We start from the raw sequence: 17,703 nt of genomic DNA, 5'->3' as shown, positions 1-17,703 counted from the left end.
ATGTTGAGAGACGCTCTTTAGAAAGCGCTTTCCAAAGGCTGATTTAAAATTATCATTGTTACCTGTACTGCTCAACGGGACAAATTATAGGCCTCATCCCAATAATTCCAGATATACAAAAAATCCTGCTCCCCCTCAAGGCGTGCAGGATGATGAATCCGAGTTATGCATCGTTTGTGCCCTTTTTCGATACTGGGCAGGCGTCTCTCCCATGATTTTCTCAAACCGGTTAATGAAATAATCAGAGTCCCGATACCCTACCTTCGCTGCGATCTCATAGACTCTATAATCCGTTCTGCGCAACAATCGAATGGCCTCGTCAATACGAATCTGATTCAGGTAATCACTGAAACTCACGCCATAATGCTTTTTGAAAATCTGTCCCAGATATGCGCTGTTCATGAAAAAATGCTCTCCGAGCAGCTTCAGGCTGATATTTTCCATATAATGCTCATGAATATAAGACTCGACTCGCGCCAGTACCCCCATTGCATTCCGCTTCTGCCGCTCTTTCAGCTTCTCTGCACAGGTGTACGAAAAGTCACACAGATTCTCGATATTCTCTTCCATGGACAGCATGGCATAGTTCGTCTGCAAAAATGTGGACTGCATCCATTCCTCATCTGAATTCAGATCCGTATCGTCCCTGTTCACCAATCCAAGCAACGTGTACGCCAAATAATGAAGATGAATGCCCACAATGCCCGGCTCGATGCGCTGCTCCAGAAAAAATTGAAAAATGGCCTGCGCATGACCGCGTATATCTTCAATCTGTTGCTCCTCGATCGCTTGAATCAGTCCGTCAAAGAGCTGTTTTTCCCGTCCGGCTGGTTGATTGGTGAATACACTTGTGTCCATATGTTCAAAATAATAAATCGGCCCGTACGCACTAAAGAAACGTAAATTTTTAATCTTACCGCAAGAATAATAAGACTCATGCAGTTCCTCCAGCCGGTCCACTTCCTTGCCGACATAGATGGCTATAGCTGCACTCTGTATCTGACTTAGCTCTGTATACAGCCTCGTCACGTATTGTTCAAGCGATAATGCCTCACGCTTAAGCAACATGTCGGTTACAACATGCAGCACTCGATTTTTCTCACCTGTAAAAGATTTCAGGACATATCCTGCATGATTCTGGTTTATATGGGCTTCCACGAGCAGACTCCCATCGGTTTGCTGCTGTTGTCTCTCCGATTCCGTTTCAATCATCAAGCATCGCAACTTCGTCGCTACATCCCCATATGAGACTTGGACACTGGAGAGCGTATCCTCATCTGCCGTTCCAAGCAAAATTGATTGCACCTGTTGAGCCATAACGATCTGTTCCTGTTTTTCCTGATGCCGCTTTTCTTCCGTTCTTTCCATGAAAGCCTTGCGGAAGGCCTCCAGCACTTGCAACAGCTCATCCTTCACAATCGGTTTAAGTATATAATCGTTCACATGATATTTGATCGCTTGTTTAGCGTACTCAAACTCATAGAACCCGCTAAGTAACACCATCTTCATCTCGCCGCCGTATTGTTCATAGATGATTTTGGCAAGCTGCATGCCATCCATTTCCGGCATTTTAATATCAGATATGACGAGGTCAGGCCGCATTGTTCGGATACATTCGAGTGCCTGTACTCCATTAGAAGCCTGACCACAAACTTGAAACCCAAGCGAGTTCCAATCAATCAGCAAAAGCAGTCCTTGGCGAATAAATGGCTCATCGTCCACAATCAGCACGTTGATCATATCCTCGCTCCTTATCCCTGAGATGCTTGTACAAGCGGAATTTGTATACGAATCGTAGTCCCCTTGTACCTTTCACTGTCAATGTTCACTTGCACACGTTCATCGAAATACATCCGAAGCCGAATGTATGCATTCATCACTCCAATGCTGCTCAGTTCACTAAGCCGTTCCAGACTCGGATCAAGCAACATCGTTCGAATGAGTTCCAGCTTGTCCTTCTCCATGCCAACTCCGGTATCTTGGATCATCATATGCAGTTGATCGTTATACTTCTGGAATCTGACTTCCACGACGCCATCATTCAAGCCACCTTCAATACCATGGATACAAGCATTCTCGACAAACGTTAACACGGTCAGCTTCGGAATTTTCATCTCCAAAATGTCAGCATCGGCGACGTCAATAACGAATTGTAACTTCTCGCCAAACCGATATTGCTGGATCACCAGATAACTCTCGACAAAACGAATCTCATCTTGAATGGTAACGAGATCATTGCCCCAATTGATCGTTTGCCGGAGCAGCAACGCCAGCTTCTGAATGATATCAGAGGTCTCATGCTCATCCTTAATCAGACTGCGCATGCGGATCGTTTCAAGGGTGTTAAACATAAAGTGTGGATTGACCTGGCTCTGCAGTGCCTTTAATTCAGCTTGTTTTTTCGAAAGCTCAAGTGCTTGCCGTTCGACCTGCCCTTTAAATACAATCTCGATCAGATTCCTGATTTTGATGACCATCATGTTGTAACTATGGGTTAGGCTGCCGATCTCATCCTTGCCCGCGGGTTCTGCAATTACTTCGAATTTTTCCTGTTTAACTTGATCCAGATGCGTTGCAATTCTCCCTACCCTGTGAACAAGCGATCTGGAGATGAGCCAGATGAGCAGTGTAGGTACGAGCAGATTAACAATAATCAGCAGTAGCAGATTGAATCTGGAATCCACGATCTCCGTCAGAAAATCCAGCTTCTCTCCACGCACAATAATCTGCCATTTTTCCGATACGACAGGAATCAGTTCCGTGGATTGCCCCTCATCCTTCGCCATGGCGGACATGAGATGGAACGGCTTCCTAGCCTGATTCATCTGTGCATCATTGGAGAAAATAATCCGGTCATTCGAAACGATATATATTTTTCCGCCCGCTCCTTCATTTTTGAATGATTTGTTAATGAAGGCGTAGTCGAGATCTACCTTCAATACTTTCTCCACCTGTTGTTTCCCGAAATAATTGAGTTTGCGTATAATGCTAACCTTACGACCGCCTTGGTTTTGCGACATCTCAGCCTGCTGCTTGTCAAAATAGGAATAAATCATCATCTGGTCATCTGTGTTCATCAGCGCCTGATACCATTCGCTTTTCCTTATGTCATCATTTAGCTTGATAAAGTTGCCGCCATTCACAAACGTATCGTTATCTACATAAAACGTCACCTGATTCACTTGCTGGTAACTGTAATAATAGCGAACCAGATTGTTGCCGCTCAGCATATCATAATATGCAAAATAATAATCTTCCTGATTGTTGTATTTGGACTCCATAAACCGATTCAGCGTAGCATCCGTGTATAAAAAATTGGACACGTACAGGCTGTTATCCAGACTGTTCCGCAGATTAAAGCGAATCCGCTGCTGCATTTCGTTGATCCGGCTCTGTTCTTTGGCTTCAATCTGTCCTTTGATGCTTTGATAAAATACGGCATTGGTCGCCACTACAGGTACCAGCACACAAAAAATAAACATTATGTATAACTTCGTTCTAAGACTCCAATCATCCAGCAACTGAATACGCTTACACTTCAACTTGCGTTTCATGTCCGTTGTTGTCTCCCCCACCCGTGTCATCCATTACCACCATTATAACGAGCCTTGGTGATAATGGAATACACGTTTCGCACTAACATCTTACATATTTGCGTTTGAAACCTAGCTGATTGCGGTCCAGCGCCTTTTGAATATTGTCGGAAGCACTGATCTGCTTGCTTTTCGGCTTGTCCAGACCCACTTCAAGTGGGCCAACCCTTTTGGCCGTTTCCACCGCTAGCTCATGCAACGGAACGTAAGATATGGCGACCGTATAGATAAATAGGTTCATGGCTATTTTTGCACGTTCAGGCGCGCTGTGAATCGTTTGTTCTACCAGTTCAAGCATTTGTCTAAGTTTACCTTCCTCAAACTCGGTATCCTTGCGACTGCCCAAAAGCCAGCAGTAACAACTCCATCCGCCGGACATTTTCAGTTCTTCTCCGCTCGCAATCCAGGTGTCCGCAACCTCTTGGGCAATATCCGTCTCCGCTAAAGTTACAGCAACGATATAATCGGACACCATGTAGAAATACGCTGCATCCATCCAGCGATCAAAATCGGCGTGGGTCATCGCTTTCGGGTCTGCAATCACGCCTGCAAAATACATTGCATCATAGTTGCCTGTTGCATACAACTGCTCTGCGAGCGGCTGATTTTTCTTAATCTGCTTCGCCATGGGTTTCATGGCCCCTGTAGCAACACCAAACAAGGGTTCACGCGCACCGTTGGACAGATAGATCTTTTTCGTGCGTTCCTTGCCCAGAGCCTCAAGCTCTTGCATAACCTCGGTTACATTCATATGGGTAGCTCCTTTTATAAGGATTAAGTTTACACGGACACTCCGATGACAGAACAACCTTCTAATCGCTGACGTGTAAATGAATCGTTTAGTCTCATAGTAAATAAAGCAACTCGCGCTATACCTAGCTTCAAGTTTTGAAATACTTTTTATCAGTCTAGCACATCAGGCCGTATGTCCATACATGTAACGTATGGCATTCATTATAAATTTGCTGGCGCCACAAAAAGCCCAAAGGCTTATAGCGTATGTGCTACAGACCTTGAGCTTTTTTGGTGTCAAAACTAATCATTTTCACGGTCGATTCGATGACAGGACAACCTTCCATATTTATGTTACACCGATGCCTGCGCCCCAATTCGGGTGATGATGGTATCAAATGGAGCGATATCCAACCTCTGCATCCCATGCTCCGTGTCAATCGTCGTCGTCTGCGCCTGATCACTGTTGTTGATCACAACCAGCTTGCCGCTCTCGGGATAATACGCACACTCCGTATACACATTATCCGTAATATACTTGGCGTTGTGTTGTTCATTACCGGCGAAGCGAATCACATTCAGCAACAGTCTGGCATTCGCCCAATTAAACTCAAACGAAGACAGATAGATTCCTTTTCCTTTGCCAAAAGCATGTACAGACAGCGCAATGTTCCCTTCCGTTTCCAGCACCACCTCGGCCGTTCCATCGGTCAGATAACGTTGCGGCTTGCCTTTCACTGTCGCACCTTCTGGCATAAGCTCATGCCGATCCTGCACATCATAGGCCCATTTTCCATGTACTACACGCGCACCAGTGTCCTCATCCACCCCAAGCACATGAGCCATTCGGAAAAAGGTATCATAACCTTCCACCGCCGACGGCTGGTTGATGCCAATGAATGTGCCTCCGTCGTGCACCCAACGGGTGAGCTGATCTACACATGTCGTGTCATGCCAATGCTCGCCACCGCTCCATGCCGAACCGGCTCTTCCAGCATTAATGACAACATCCACCTCGTACAGCACGCCTTGACGAATATCTTCAAAATCGATAAAGCGTACATCAACCGGCAACCCGGCTAACGCTTCATTCACATGGATCAAGTCATGCATGTAAGTCTCATGAAAATGTCCCGACAACGTCCATGATCTCAATCGGCCCCAGCTATGTAGAACAGCTACACGCGTCTGAAGTTGCGCAGGTTTGCCTGCCTGGTGCAATGCTTTGATCTCCCTGAACTCATCTGCGACCTTCTCGATATACTCTACAAAATCAGGATAAGGCTCCACTAGGTGCAGATATCCACCCAGTCCGATGCGGTCAATCTTCTCACGCAGCAGTGCGCGCCGAATGTTGATCCAGTAGTTTTTGGCATCGAGCGTTGGGTTGCCTCCCTCCTTGAAGGTAGGCAATCCCCCTAACCCAACGGGGAACAGATAGGGATGCAGGCGAATTTCATGTGTTTCAGCCTTGACGCCTGAACACATTCTGGACTCATACCCGGAGAACACACATTTGATCATGCCATCGAAGCCAAACTCTTCAAAGCGGTCGTTGTACGGCTCCATGCCCACCCAGCTGTCATCATAAAAAACATAAGCCAGCTTGCCATGGCGATGCACGATATCAATCAATTTTCTGCCAAAATCAATGACAAAATCATTGATAAATGCCATCCAGTCCAGCTTTCGCTGCCCCGCAGGCATATGGCTGGCCTGGTACTTTCCGCCATTCACAAAATCCTCTGCGGTGAGTGCATAGCCATATTTTTCAGCAAATAAATCGAGTCCTCTTGAACTGACCGTGAAATCGTAGGAACCCCAGTCCGAGAACAGATGGCGGTTACGCTCATCACTGCCCCAAATCCAGGCAAAATTATAGAAGAGCGACGTGAATCGAACAACCGTTGTTTCGGGGTGAGCAAGGCACCATTTTTCCATCCAATCCAATAGATACGTTTGTGTGTCCGTATACATGGGGTCGATCTGCATCAGGTGTTCCTTGTCCCAGTTGTTCGTTGTGTGATTATACATAGAGATTTCTTCCCAGATGCGATAAACCATGAAACTTACCGTGTATTTGTGCCAAGCTGTAATGCCGGTAATGACTACGTTCCCGGATTCCCTTTCGTAGTTCCACTGCGTTCTCGGTACTTCCTGTCCGGTTGTCCGGTCGTACACCTGCCAATACTTCAACGCTTCTTTCGAATCGTTCACCTTGAATTGTTCGGCAAAAAAGTCCTCCATCAGATAGATGGAGATATAATCCTGCACGGCTACCTTGGGATGGGTAATAAGAAAACATTGCTGGAGCTTATCCTGGTTCCTTGATGCCCACTCATTATGATCCCGGATGATACAGATCGTCGAATAAATGCCGTATCCGGCCTGAATGATCTCACCCGACAACTTTGTTCCGTCACTGTCCCTTATGATATCAGCTCCCCACCGCTCTGCCAGCTCCAGCGTCAACGCTTCATAACCGGATTCTCCTGGTAACGTGAAAGCGCCTTTGGTTGATCTCGGCAACATATTCACTCTCCTTGTCGCAGCATATCCGACAGAAATGCCAGTGCCAGTCCCTGACCCCAGCCTTGAATCCAGTCTTTCGGAATGTTACGGTATCCTTCGCGATCCTTCATCACAGCCGTTCCGCCGGATACGCCTAACACACGCCCGTCTTCACTGATATGGCTCATAACGCCTTGCAGCGCCTTCTGCACATATTTCGTATGCAGCGGGTTGCCGTTATTGATCATCGCTGCGGCAATGCCGCACGACGCGGAAACTTCCTCATAAGATTCCGCATCATCCAGCACGGTACGCCATAAGCCATCTTCCGTCTGCAGAAGCTTGAGAGCCGCAAGTTGATCGCGCAAAGAACATTCAACGTCCATACATTGCGGATACAAGTACCACTCTTTGAGCTGTGGTTTCACCTGTGACATAGTGTAAGCCCCCCACGCATTTGCCCTTCCCCAATAAAAGCCTGACATATGATCCTTGTTTACGTTGTTATAACCGTGATACCACAGACCGGTGCTCGGATCTTGCAGGTATTTGATATGCCAGTAATACTGATTCAGCGCATCCTGGATCATCGCTTCATCCTTCAGCTTACTGCCCACTCGGAGCAGGAAAAAAGCCGCCATAAACAGTGTATCTGCCCAGGCTTGTTCGGGAAAATCATTCGCTGTTGATACCGTATGCTGTAACACCCGATCACCGAAGCGAAGCGCATGATTCTGCAAATAATCCACTTTGCTCATCACGATATCCCAATATTTCTGATCGCCCGTCTCTTCGTATAACGTGATTAGCACATGCCCCATCGCACATGTATTCACCGTCCAGCTCGGCAATCCAAGTTCTATATATTCATCCGCCCACTTCACAAGTTTGTCCAAAATCTCCGAATCACCTGTCGTTTGGTAAGCTCTCGATACTCCGTAATAAGCTACGCCGCAGGGCCAATCCCACGTTAAATCCATATCCAGTGTTTTTCTCGTTACATTTTGAATGACGTTTAAAATTTGTTCACGGTCGTATTTCACTTGCAGCATTGAAATTCCCCTCTCCCGCGCACACTCCTCAGATTGAGTATAAGAAGTGACCGCCCTGTGATGTAAACGCTTTACTTATTTCATTGTACGCAGTAAAATAGTCTGCATCTAAGCATATTCGTAACAAAACTGCGCAATTTCGATCATTTATAATCCGACGAATAGGAGCAGCCGGACATGCCCAAACCGAAAAAACCTGTCATTGAATACCGCCATTACAGCCTGCCCATAGACTTTCCTGTTCTGCTGCTCAGCGGGGAGCGCTGGAAAATCTCTGATGTGAAGAGTGAGCACCTTCATTTCCATAATCATATGGAGATCGGAATCTGTTACTCCGATGGAGGTGTAATGGAGATTAAGGGAGAAAACGTTCCTTTCCGAGCCGGAGATGTTACATTCCTGCCTCGTTACCTGCCCCATACGACGTACAGTTCACCTAATACTGCAAGCAGGTGGGCCTATCTCTTTTTTTCGCCAGAGGAACTGTTCCAGCATTCATTAAAAACACCGCAGAGTAACATGGAGCCCAACCTCCGAGCTATTCAAGCAAGCCGTTGTGTGTTACATAAAGATCAGTATCCAAAGGTGTATATGCTGGCGACATCGATTGTGGAGGAAATTCAGCGGCAATCCCCATTCTATCGAGAGAGTGCGTATGGATTGTTAATGTCGCTGTATATTGAGTTGCTGCGAATTCATGCGAGCGATGAGAACGGGCTTAGCCGAGAGCAGAAGCTGGAGTTAGAACAGATGCGGGAACCGGAAAGGCAGAGCCGTCAGCCTGATCTCGTTATATCCCCTGCTCTGGAATTTATCACGAGGAATTATATGTTGCCGGTGACGATTGACGAGCTTGCAGAACTGTGTCATCTAAGCACCACCCATTTTCGCCGCAAGTTCCATGAGATTATGGGCACGACCCCTCTTGATTTTCTAAACAGTACACGCGTAGAAGAGGCTTGCAAACGATTAAAAAGTACCGATGCCTCTGTGCTCTCGATCTCCGAGCAAGTCGGGTTCAGATCCATTTCCAGCTTCAACCGTTGCTTTGCCAGATTAATAGGAACGTCGCCGAAGGCTTGGCGCACAGGTACTCACATGGAAGCCCAATCAGCCAAAGCATCTATTTTGGCATTTACAGGCTGGGTCTAAACTACATAAAAAAATCCCGAAAGTCATTGCAGACTTCCGGGATTTTTTTATTCGTTCTTATGACTGACTCCATTTCGCAGCTCAAATATGCAAACGAATCTTTAGATCAGGTCAGACTGTTGCAATAGTCTTCTCAGGATGGTCGCTGTCTCGGCTCTTGTGATCGACTGTAATGGTGCAATCGTATTCGAACCGCGACCCGTTACTAGTCCCGTATGGACACTGGCTGCGGCCGCTTCCTTCGCCCAGTCGGCTACTTGTTCTGCATCTGTGAAGCTGGACAACTGTTGCACAGCATCAGCAGGCACCTGACCGTCCAGTCCTGTCACTTTCATGGCTCGTGCGATGAGAGTCATCGCTTCCTGACGGGTAATCTGCTCTTGTGGACGGAATGTTCCGTCCTCATAGCCGCCGGTCAGACCATATTCTGAAGCCGTCTTCACGACATCTGCAAACCAGTCTTTATCATTCACATCGCGGAAGCCGGTGCTTCCTTCACCCGGCTTCAAACCCAGTGCGCGTACGACGATGGCTGCGAATTCGGCCCGTGTAATGCTGCGATCTGGTTCGAAATTGTTGTTTGATACGCCGCTCACGATCATACGTGAGCTCATATCGTTCACTGCTATATTACTCCAGTGGTTAGCCACATCCGTGAAGGATTGAGGGTAGTACACAATGCTATATGCACTGTTGGTCAAGCTGTTAATCTTCGCATAATATGCGCCGTTCATTATTGTAATCTTCGTTGGTACATGACGAACGCTGCCATCTTTATCAATGACGACACCTGTTGTCATTCGGTCTGGAGCAATGTTTGCTGGAAGAGCAATCGTACGCTCTACGTAGCTACTGAATTCATTTACAGTTGTAGTCTTACCGTTATAGCTGGCAATTACGTTGAATTCCACAGGTGTTCCGACCAGCGTATATCCAGCTTGCTGTGAAACGGACTTCGCTGCTTGCACCGTAGTTGGATCTACTTGAGCAATCTCTACTTGAAGCTTGATGCTCTCAAGGGAGTCGTTACTATTCAATTTAAACTGGTCAGCCACGCTGTTGATCCGAATCTGACTTGCTGGCAGAGTAAAGCTTGCTGTATCTGTCTGGAGTACCAACACCGCCTGCTTATCTTCCATAAGCTTCACCGTCTGTCCATTCAATTCGCCGATAATTACACCTGCATTCGCAATATTACTGCCCGTAACTGGAATCGTAATTACGCTGCCAGCGGCTTCGGTATTCAGCTTTTGGGCGATCGCTTCTGCATTCACAGAGATCGTCACGATCTGTTGCCCCTTCACTGTCGTAGTCATTAAGGTTCCCGCAGATTGTGCCTGGCCGTTCACCAGTACCTGAACGTTACTGCTGGTATTATTATTGATCACTGGTGAGGTAACGCCTCCACCCCCGTTACTTGCTCCACCAGTTCCAGCATTTCCAGTATTGCCAGTGCCGTTATCTTCATTACCACGAGTAATGAGTAACGTGTAAGTCTTCTTGGTGCTGCCATTCGGTGCAGTCACCTCGATCGTTACTTTATTTCGTCCGTTTGCGAGCGAAATATCTGCACTTTTTCCACTCGTACCATTGATCTTAACGCTCGCACCTTCTTGAACAGGAGTGACATTAACCACTAACGAGCGGGTTGAACTGCTCACGCTTGCTGTATAATGCTCCACATCCGGGCTGAAGACTGGAGATAATATACCACTAGTCAATGTCAGACCACCCAGGTTGGCATTGTTACTAGGTTCGCTGAGACGTTTTACGTTCAGATTGTAACTGTTGCTGTTGCCGTCCTCTGCTGTCACCTTGATCTGTACAGGATTCAATCCTGTCACCAGGTTAGAAGCCGTGTAGGAATACACATCATCGGTAACGGATTGCTGGGTTGCTCCAGTGACGCTTAGTGTCTGGCTGGTCTCTGCCTTGGAGAAGGAGAAGTCCAGACTGGTTACTTCGGGAGCTACTTCCACTTGGTAATTCCGCTCTTCTGGCGAGAAGGCTGGAGATAATGTACCGCTATTCAGTGTCAGACCACCCAGGTGGGTATTGTTACTAGGTTCGCCGAGACGTTTCACGCTCAGGTTATAAGTATTGCTGTTGCCATCCTCGGCCGTCACTTTGATCTGTACAGGGTTCAAGCCTGTCATCAGGTTAGAAGCCGTATAGGAATATACATCATCGGTAACGGATTGCTCTGTTGCTCCAGTCACACTGATTGTCTGGCTGGTCTCTGCCTTGGAGAAGGAGAAGACCAGGCTCGTTACTTCGGGAGCTACTTCCACTTGGTAATCCATCTCTGTTGGCGAGAAGCCTGGCTCCAGCGTGCCTTGACCTACATTCAGGCTGGACAGTGTAGCATTCTCGGACTGCCACTTGGCATATAGAGTAAGATTACTCGTCACAGGTGACTGAAAATCATAGGCCTGCATAAGCTCGATATCTGTGTACCAGCCGAAAAACTTGTATCCCTCTCTAATCGGTGGCAGTGGCTCTGTTGCCTTATGATTATGGCCGACTGACTGCGACAAGATTGGGGTGCCTCCGTTCGTGACGAAGGTTACATTCGAATTCCCATTTCCCCATTGCGCATAGAGTGTAACGTCAGCGCCGTTAATGTTGAAGGTATTATTCGGACTGTAGTCCGTGCCCGTTCCGTCTGCAGCTGTATTCCAGTGTGAGAAAGTGTAGCCTTCTTTCTCCATATTGCCGGTGTTTGCAGCTACTGTGACAAGGGGAGACAGCGTAGAATAGCCCTGCATGTCTACAGGTACACTACCTGACTCATGACCATTGCCGTTGTAGCTGACGTTATACTGGGTAGTAAGTGACTTCACGGTTGTTTTCTTACTAGCGGATTGATCCTGATAAGCAACATATGGAATGTTATCGGATCCCAAGGCAAACGATACATATTGAACTTGATTAAGGGTGTTCGGTCCAGTGAAGTTACTTCCTCCAACAGGTTGCCACTGATTCCCGATGAGCTTTTTGACAACTCCAAAAGGCCGCTCTCCGAACATGGTTCCATTGTCACTATAAGCAACATATGGAGTTCCTATGGAATCGAAAGCCAGTGTATTTTCTCTGGACGAGCCAACAGAAATGCCACCACTGTTTCCAACCGCCTCCCATTGGTTACCTGCGAACTTTAGTACATTAGTTTTATAAGAATTGTCTTGATTTGAAAAAGCAATATAAGGAACGTCGTTGGAAGCGATTTCGATCGCATGGTTCGATGATTGACCCGCTGTGAGCTTGGTAGCTCCCACGTAACTCCATGCTGATCCGTCGAACTTCTTAACAGACAACCTAAAGTTGTCTGTCCCGTCACTATAGACCACATAAGGGGTATTCTGTGAATCCAGGGCGAGAGCCATTTCATTGGCCAAGCCTGAAGTCACCCACGTTCCCACGGTAGACCATGTATTATTCGTAAACTTCACAACTTTAGCTCTGTTCTGGTTTGGATAGTCTTTATAGAGAACATATGGATTATCTGCGGAGTCGAAGGCAATCTGCATACCACTCGCTGATCCTGGTGAAACATTGCTCCCTCCCACATATTCCCATTGACCAGCAGTGAACCTCTTTACTCCTAGCTTACCTTCGTTAGCTTCATCCGTGTAAACAAGGTATGGCGTATCTTGCTTATCAATGCCAAGGAACAATTCATAGGCTTTTCCTGACGAGATTCCAGGACTTCCTACAGTTTGCCACTGGCCGTTCACAAATTTCATGACCGTCGCCTTCCCGTAGTTCCCTTTATCTGCGAAAGCAACATAAGGAGTATTTTGTGCGTCCAAGGCTACGGAATTGTATTCAGCTTCTCCAGTACTAATACCTGGAGCTCCTAAGGACGCCCAAGTCTCGGTGGCTGCGTAGGCACGGTCTCCTCCCCAATTATGAAATCCGGGAATACCGCTCAGGACTAATAAAAAGGTGAGTATCATAGATAAAGCTTTTTTTGCATTCAGAATCTTGATCATGTTCTACTTCCTTTCTAAGTTTGATTTGTAAATCAAAAAGCTTAAGGATTTGTACATACCCTCAGCTCCATAAGTCCAGAGTTGCGCAAAGATAGGTCTTTGGATACTTTCACTAGATTCTTTCGACATATCACACATTCGAATTATACAAAATTACAATAAACAAAAAATAAACAAAGAATTTTGTCGATATTGAATTGCACCCCCTCGGGATATCCGCTACAATGCCGATAGAATACTAGAGATGATTGGTAATCTCCCAAAGGAGCAGCAAAACGTGTTCATACGAATTTCAGGTGTTGTTCTCACCGTGATACTTGCTGTTATGCTGCTAGTTCTATCCACGGCAAGAGAACCGCAAGCTGCCGAGCTCCATGCACGTCAGGGTATTCTGGATCTATCAACCTGGAACCCGAAGCTAGAGAATCGCATCAGGCTGGACGGTGAATGGGAATTTTATTGGAAGACGCTACTACCAGCTCCAGTGAATATCGCGGGTCAGAAACAACCGGGAACCCAAACATCTCCTGATGCTTATGCAGAGGTCCCTGGTACTTGGGGACCCATTCAGATAGGGGATAAACGATTACCTTCCTACGGTTTTGCTACATATCGGCTTGTCCTGCGCAATACACCCGTTGAGGGCACACTTGCTATCAAAAAGAGCAACATTCGTTTTGCCAGCGAAATTTACGTCAATGGCACCAAACTGATGGAAGACGGACAAGCCGTGGAAAAAAATGCAGGATATCAGGCAGGCAATTCACCACAAATCGGATTTTTTCCTTATCATGGCGGTGATATTGAAATACTGGTTCGGGTCGCCAACTATGACTATCCCAATGCAGGCATCTCGGGTCCGCTTTTTTTGGGAGAACAGACTGCCATGCTAAAAAGCCATCAGAATCGCACAGCCATTGAACTGGCAACTATGGCTGTACTGGCCACCATATCCATCATTTTTCTCATCAGTTATCTGGGATCTGCTCTATATCGAAACCGGGATAGCTCCCTGCTACTACTTGGTCTGGTGTGTTTACTATATGCCCTCTACAATGGCATGATCAGTGAACGGGTTTTGGCGGCAGCAAGCACAGATCTTTCATTTAGCACGTTATATAAACTAAAAGATTTTTGCTCCGTTGCCTGTCTCGGCTTATTGATCTTTTATTTCTACCGTTTCAGAACGGGCATATTCTCAGGGGTGCTTACCTCTGTAACGCTGTTTATTTTTGGCGCTTATATCAGTTTGCTCGTACTCTTCCCTATCTCCGTCTACGTATTAACCGCACCTTATGTTATCGGACTGTATACGTTGATTCTCTTATGGCTACTAGTGCAGTGTGCTTTGCGGTATGTGCTCAGTGAGAAGGGAGAACGATTATCGAGCTTTCTATGGTACGCGGCCATGCTCTGTATTACACTGTATTGTCTGGACATCAATCTGTTCTCCATTTCACTCAAAGAAAATGTCAATATCGGACAGGTATGTATCGTACTATTCAGCATCCTGATGCTGTTTCTAGCCGTCCTGCGATTTTTCGAGGCCTACCTCACCGTTCGCTCTCTGAAGGATCAGCTTCTCCTGCTCGACCAGGTAAAGGATGACTTTCTATCCAACACGTCCCATGAGCTCAAAACACCGCTCAACGCCATCGTCAATATTAGCGAGAGTCTGCTCAAGGGTTCAGAAGGCCCTCTCACGGATGAGCAGGCACATAATCTGGCGATTGTGACAGGTAGCGGCAGACGTTTGACTTACTTGGTGGATGAACTGCTGGACTACTCCAAAATGAAACACGGGGACATCCCACTACACCGTTCAGCCACCGATTTGTCTTCCTATGTCGAATCCGTAATGCGCATGCATTCCTTCCTGCTCGGTACCAAAAAGGTGGAACTGATCAACGACATCCCTGCCTATTTCCCGGCAATATATGCAGACGGGAATCGTCTTGTTCAGATTCTGCACAATCTGATCGGTAATGCCATCAAATTCACGGAACAGGGTTTTGTCCGGATAAGTGCTACACTCGTTCAGGGCAAAGCAGAACTACGCATTGCCGATACGGGACGAGGCATCAGCCCCAGCAAGTTGGAGCATATCTTCCTGCCATTCGAGCAGGAAGCAGATGCCGGCCCTATGGCTGCCGGAGGCACTGGCCTTGGACTAAGCATCACGCGCAAGCTTGTTGAGATGCATGGCGGAACCATTCACGCCGAATCAACGCTGGGTCAAGGCGCCACATTTATTCTGACGTTCCCACTGGCTGAAGGTAAAAAAGAAAAACGTTCCAACGTGACGCCTTTCAGTATGGCCCCTACGGTTACGGGGAATCGACCACTGAGATATGAAGAACCTGTCATTGTGCAAGGGGTAAGGAATGAATGGATTCTCGTGGTTGACGATGATGCAGCCAATCTGCAGACTATTGTTGGTCTGCTGAAGCTGGAAGGGTACAGTTATGCCGTTACCTCCCGTTCCCATTCGGTATTAGGGCTGTTAGACAAGCTTCCTTCCGTTCATCTGGTGATAGCTGATATCATGATGCCAGGCATGTCAGGTTATGAACTGCTCGACCGGATTCGGGAGCGCTTCTCCCCTTCCGAACTTCCCGTGCTCATGCTGACCGCAGGCAATAAAGCTCATCAATTAAAGCTTGCGCTGGAGAAGGGAGCCAATGATTTTGTATCCAAGCCTTTTGAATCGGAGGAATTGCTGGCCCGAATCGGTGGTCTAACCCGGATGAAAGCGTCCGTTCAGGCTGCACGAAATGCCGAAATTTCCTTTTTACGTTCCCAGATTAACCCGCACTTTCTGTATAACGCCTTGAACGCCATTGCCGAATTATGTGTGGATGCGCCAGATGAGGCAGAACGATTGATTTTACAATTATCCAGTTATTTGCGGGGCAGTGTGCACTTCAAACATCTGGATTCCAAGACCAGCCTGGAGAACGAATTGGGTATGATCGAGGCCTATGTAGCCATTGAACAGGCACGCTTCGGATCAAGGCTCGAAGTCATTATCGATGTGGATGCGGATGTGGATCGAACCATGCAGATTCCGCCGCTGATTCTGCAGCCCTTGATCGAAAATGCTATTCGGCATGGGCTGATGTCCCGAGTTGGCGGCGGTCGTGTGATGCTCTCTATTCGTAATCTCAGCGAAACGGAAACCAGGTTTACCATTGAAGACAACGGCATAGGTATGACGGAGCAGAAAATGAAAGAGCTCCGCCAGGCCGCCGACGGTAGCACAGGTGTCGGTTTATGGAATATATCGAGCAGGCTCAAACTGCTGTACAACAGGGATTTTCGGATGGAAAGCCATGATGGTGAAGGAACACGCATTACGCTCGATCTTCCCATACAACACCAGAGCATGAAGGGTAACGGGGGGTACATTACATGATAAAAGTAATCATCGTAGACGATGAGGATCTATCGCTCAAACGACTAAAACGGATCTTGACTGAAAGTGGAGCCATTGAGGTATGCGAAGTATTCCATGACCCCGAGAAAGCTTGCGAATATGCAGCAAATCACCGTTTTGATGCTGCTTTTCTGGATATCACCATGCCACGAATTTCCGGGATGCAACTGATCGGCGAATTACGCAAGCATCATGCCTCCCTTCCGATTGTGCTGGTCACAGGATATGAGGAATATGCCGTACAGGCTTTTGAAAAAGAAGTCATCGATTATATCATCAAACCTGTGACAACCGAGCGTGTAAGTCGTACGATTCAGCGCTTGCAGCAACTTCTCCGGAACACGGCTATCTCATCGGAGCCGGTTTCCCCTCCCCCTCGTCTGACTGTGCGGATGTTTGGCGAATTTACTGTGCTTGATGGAGCGAATGTGGATACCCCTGTGAAGCTACGAACGCCGAAAACAGAGGAGTTGCTCGCATTTCTTTTATGTGCGAAGTCGACGAGCCGTGATGTACTAGCTGATACGTTATGGAAGGATCTCAGTCCGCAGAAAGCCTGGACTAATATCAACTCAACGCTGTACTACGTCAGGCGTGCGGTTGGAGATAACAGCGATGTTCCTCTGATCCAGAAGGATCGAAACGGGATTCGTATTGACCGGGATTCCATCGATTGTGATCTGTATGAGTTCGAAGCGTTATTCCGCCAGATCCGTCAAACTTCAACCTATTCACCTGAGATGTTCGAACGAATAGACACGTTGTACCGGGGTGAACTTTTGAAAGGGCGGCATTATGAATGGGCATTCGCATGGTCAAGACAGCTCGAGATGGACTTCATCACAATGATGGAAACGGCTGCTCAATATCATATTCAGCAAAAGCAACCCCTGCGTACACTGCATTATTTGGATCGAATCCTGCAGGTCGATTCGATTCGAGAAGATATTCACCGTGAAAAAATCGTGATCTATCTTTCGCTTGGTCGGCGGACTGAAGCCCAGTGGCAATACCAGCTACTCGAGGAATTGCTTCACGAGGAGCTTGGCTCCCGCCCGGCAACCGATATCCAGCAGTTACTGCGACAATCATAACTGAGACAGACACAAAGACAGACACAAAGACAGAGACAGACCTAAGACAACAAAGCCCAAGCCTGGCGGAATGACCGCAAGCTTGGGCTTTGCATTACATTTAAGTTGAATCATTTTTATCAAGCTTAGTAGAGTCTA

At 47.1% G+C, this 17,703-nt stretch carries 9 protein-coding genes; 3 read left to right on the top strand and 6 right to left on the bottom strand.

The annotated features are described in order from the left end of the window. Positions 1 to 135 precede the first annotated feature (135 nt). The 5 genes from EC604_RS14980 to EC604_RS14960 all read right to left on the bottom strand — a co-directional run bounded on the left by EC604_RS14980 (position 136) and on the right by EC604_RS14960 (position 7,888). On the bottom strand, positions 136 to 1,740 hold the full coding sequence (locus EC604_RS14980; RefSeq protein WP_123064927.1) for a response regulator transcription factor: 1,605 nt from the start codon (positions 1,738 to 1,740) through the stop codon (positions 136 to 138). 11 nt (positions 1,741 to 1,751) lie between these two features. Continuing rightward, positions 1,752 to 3,554, bottom strand: coding sequence for a sensor histidine kinase (locus EC604_RS14975; RefSeq protein ID WP_161556951.1), 1,803 nt, complete (start codon positions 3,552 to 3,554; stop codon positions 1,752 to 1,754). A gap of 82 nt (positions 3,555 to 3,636) precedes the next feature. Then, a complete protein-coding gene (locus tag EC604_RS14970) occupies positions 3,637 to 4,344 on the bottom strand; it encodes a DNA alkylation repair protein (protein WP_123064925.1) in 708 nt (235 codons plus the stop codon). A 335-nt stretch (positions 4,345 to 4,679) separates the two neighbouring features. Beyond that, on the bottom strand, positions 4,680 to 6,857 hold the full coding sequence (gene gnpA, locus EC604_RS14965) for a 1,3-beta-galactosyl-N-acetylhexosamine phosphorylase (RefSeq protein ID WP_240036904.1): 2,178 nt from the start codon (positions 6,855 to 6,857) through the stop codon (positions 4,680 to 4,682). Positions 6,858 to 6,859: 2 nt separating this feature from the next. Next, positions 6,860 to 7,888: a glycoside hydrolase family 88/105 protein gene (locus EC604_RS14960; protein WP_123064924.1), complete on the bottom strand. Its 1,029-nt coding sequence runs from the start codon at positions 7,886 to 7,888 to the stop codon at positions 6,860 to 6,862. A 177-nt stretch (positions 7,889 to 8,065) separates the two neighbouring features. Here EC604_RS14960 and EC604_RS14955 point away from each other — a divergent pair, with 177 nt between their 5' ends. Next, a complete protein-coding gene (locus tag EC604_RS14955) occupies positions 8,066 to 9,040 on the top strand; it encodes a helix-turn-helix domain-containing protein (RefSeq protein WP_123064923.1) in 975 nt (324 codons plus the stop codon). Between the two features lie 101 nt (positions 9,041 to 9,141). Here the strand turns inward: EC604_RS14955 and EC604_RS14950 are convergent, their stop codons facing one another. Continuing rightward, a complete protein-coding gene (locus tag EC604_RS14950; RefSeq protein ID WP_123064922.1) occupies positions 9,142 to 13,035 on the bottom strand; it encodes an S-layer homology domain-containing protein in 3,894 nt (1,297 codons plus the stop codon). Between the two features lie 277 nt (positions 13,036 to 13,312). Here EC604_RS14950 and EC604_RS14945 point away from each other — a divergent pair, with 277 nt between their 5' ends. Together EC604_RS14945 and EC604_RS14940 are read left to right on the top strand one after the other, a co-directional pair. Next, positions 13,313 to 16,450 (top strand): ATP-binding protein, encoded by a 3,138-nt coding sequence (locus EC604_RS14945; protein WP_161556950.1) that lies wholly within the window; start codon positions 13,313 to 13,315, stop codon positions 16,448 to 16,450. After that, a complete protein-coding gene (locus tag EC604_RS14940; RefSeq protein ID WP_123064920.1) occupies positions 16,447 to 17,565 on the top strand; it encodes a response regulator in 1,119 nt (372 codons plus the stop codon). Before EC604_RS14945 ends, EC604_RS14940 begins: the two co-directional genes overlap by 4 nt. Positions 17,566 to 17,703 lie beyond the last annotated feature (138 nt).

Source organism: Paenibacillus amylolyticus (assembly GCF_003719335.1).
GTDB classification, from domain to species: Bacteria; Bacillota; Bacilli; order Paenibacillales; family Paenibacillaceae; genus Paenibacillus; species Paenibacillus amylolyticus_D.
Note: the sequence above shows the minus strand (reverse complement) of the source record. Positions and strands in the feature narration are given on the sequence as shown.

Coding starts and splice junctions, on each gene's coding strand:
- EC604_RS14980 (WP_123064927.1), bottom strand. CDS start 1,740: ATGATCAACGTGCTGATTGTGGACGATGAGCCATTTATTCGCCAAGGA.
- EC604_RS14970 (WP_123064925.1), bottom strand. CDS start 4,344: ATGAATGTAACCGAGGTTATGCAAGAGCTTGAGGCTCTGGGCAAGGAA.
- EC604_RS14940 (WP_123064920.1), top strand. CDS start 16,447: ATGATAAAAGTAATCATCGTAGACGATGAGGATCTATCGCTCAAACGA.
- EC604_RS14975 (WP_161556951.1), bottom strand. CDS start 3,554: ATGAAACGCAAGTTGAAGTGTAAGCGTATTCAGTTGCTGGATGATTGG.
- EC604_RS14955 (WP_123064923.1), top strand. CDS start 8,066: ATGCCCAAACCGAAAAAACCTGTCATTGAATACCGCCATTACAGCCTG.
- EC604_RS14950 (WP_123064922.1), bottom strand. CDS start 13,035: ATGATCAAGATTCTGAATGCAAAAAAAGCTTTATCTATGATACTCACC.
- EC604_RS14960 (WP_123064924.1), bottom strand. CDS start 7,888: ATGCTGCAAGTGAAATACGACCGTGAACAAATTTTAAACGTCATTCAA.
- gnpA (WP_240036904.1), bottom strand. CDS start 6,857: ATGTTGCCGAGATCAACCAAAGGCGCTTTCACGTTACCAGGAGAATCC.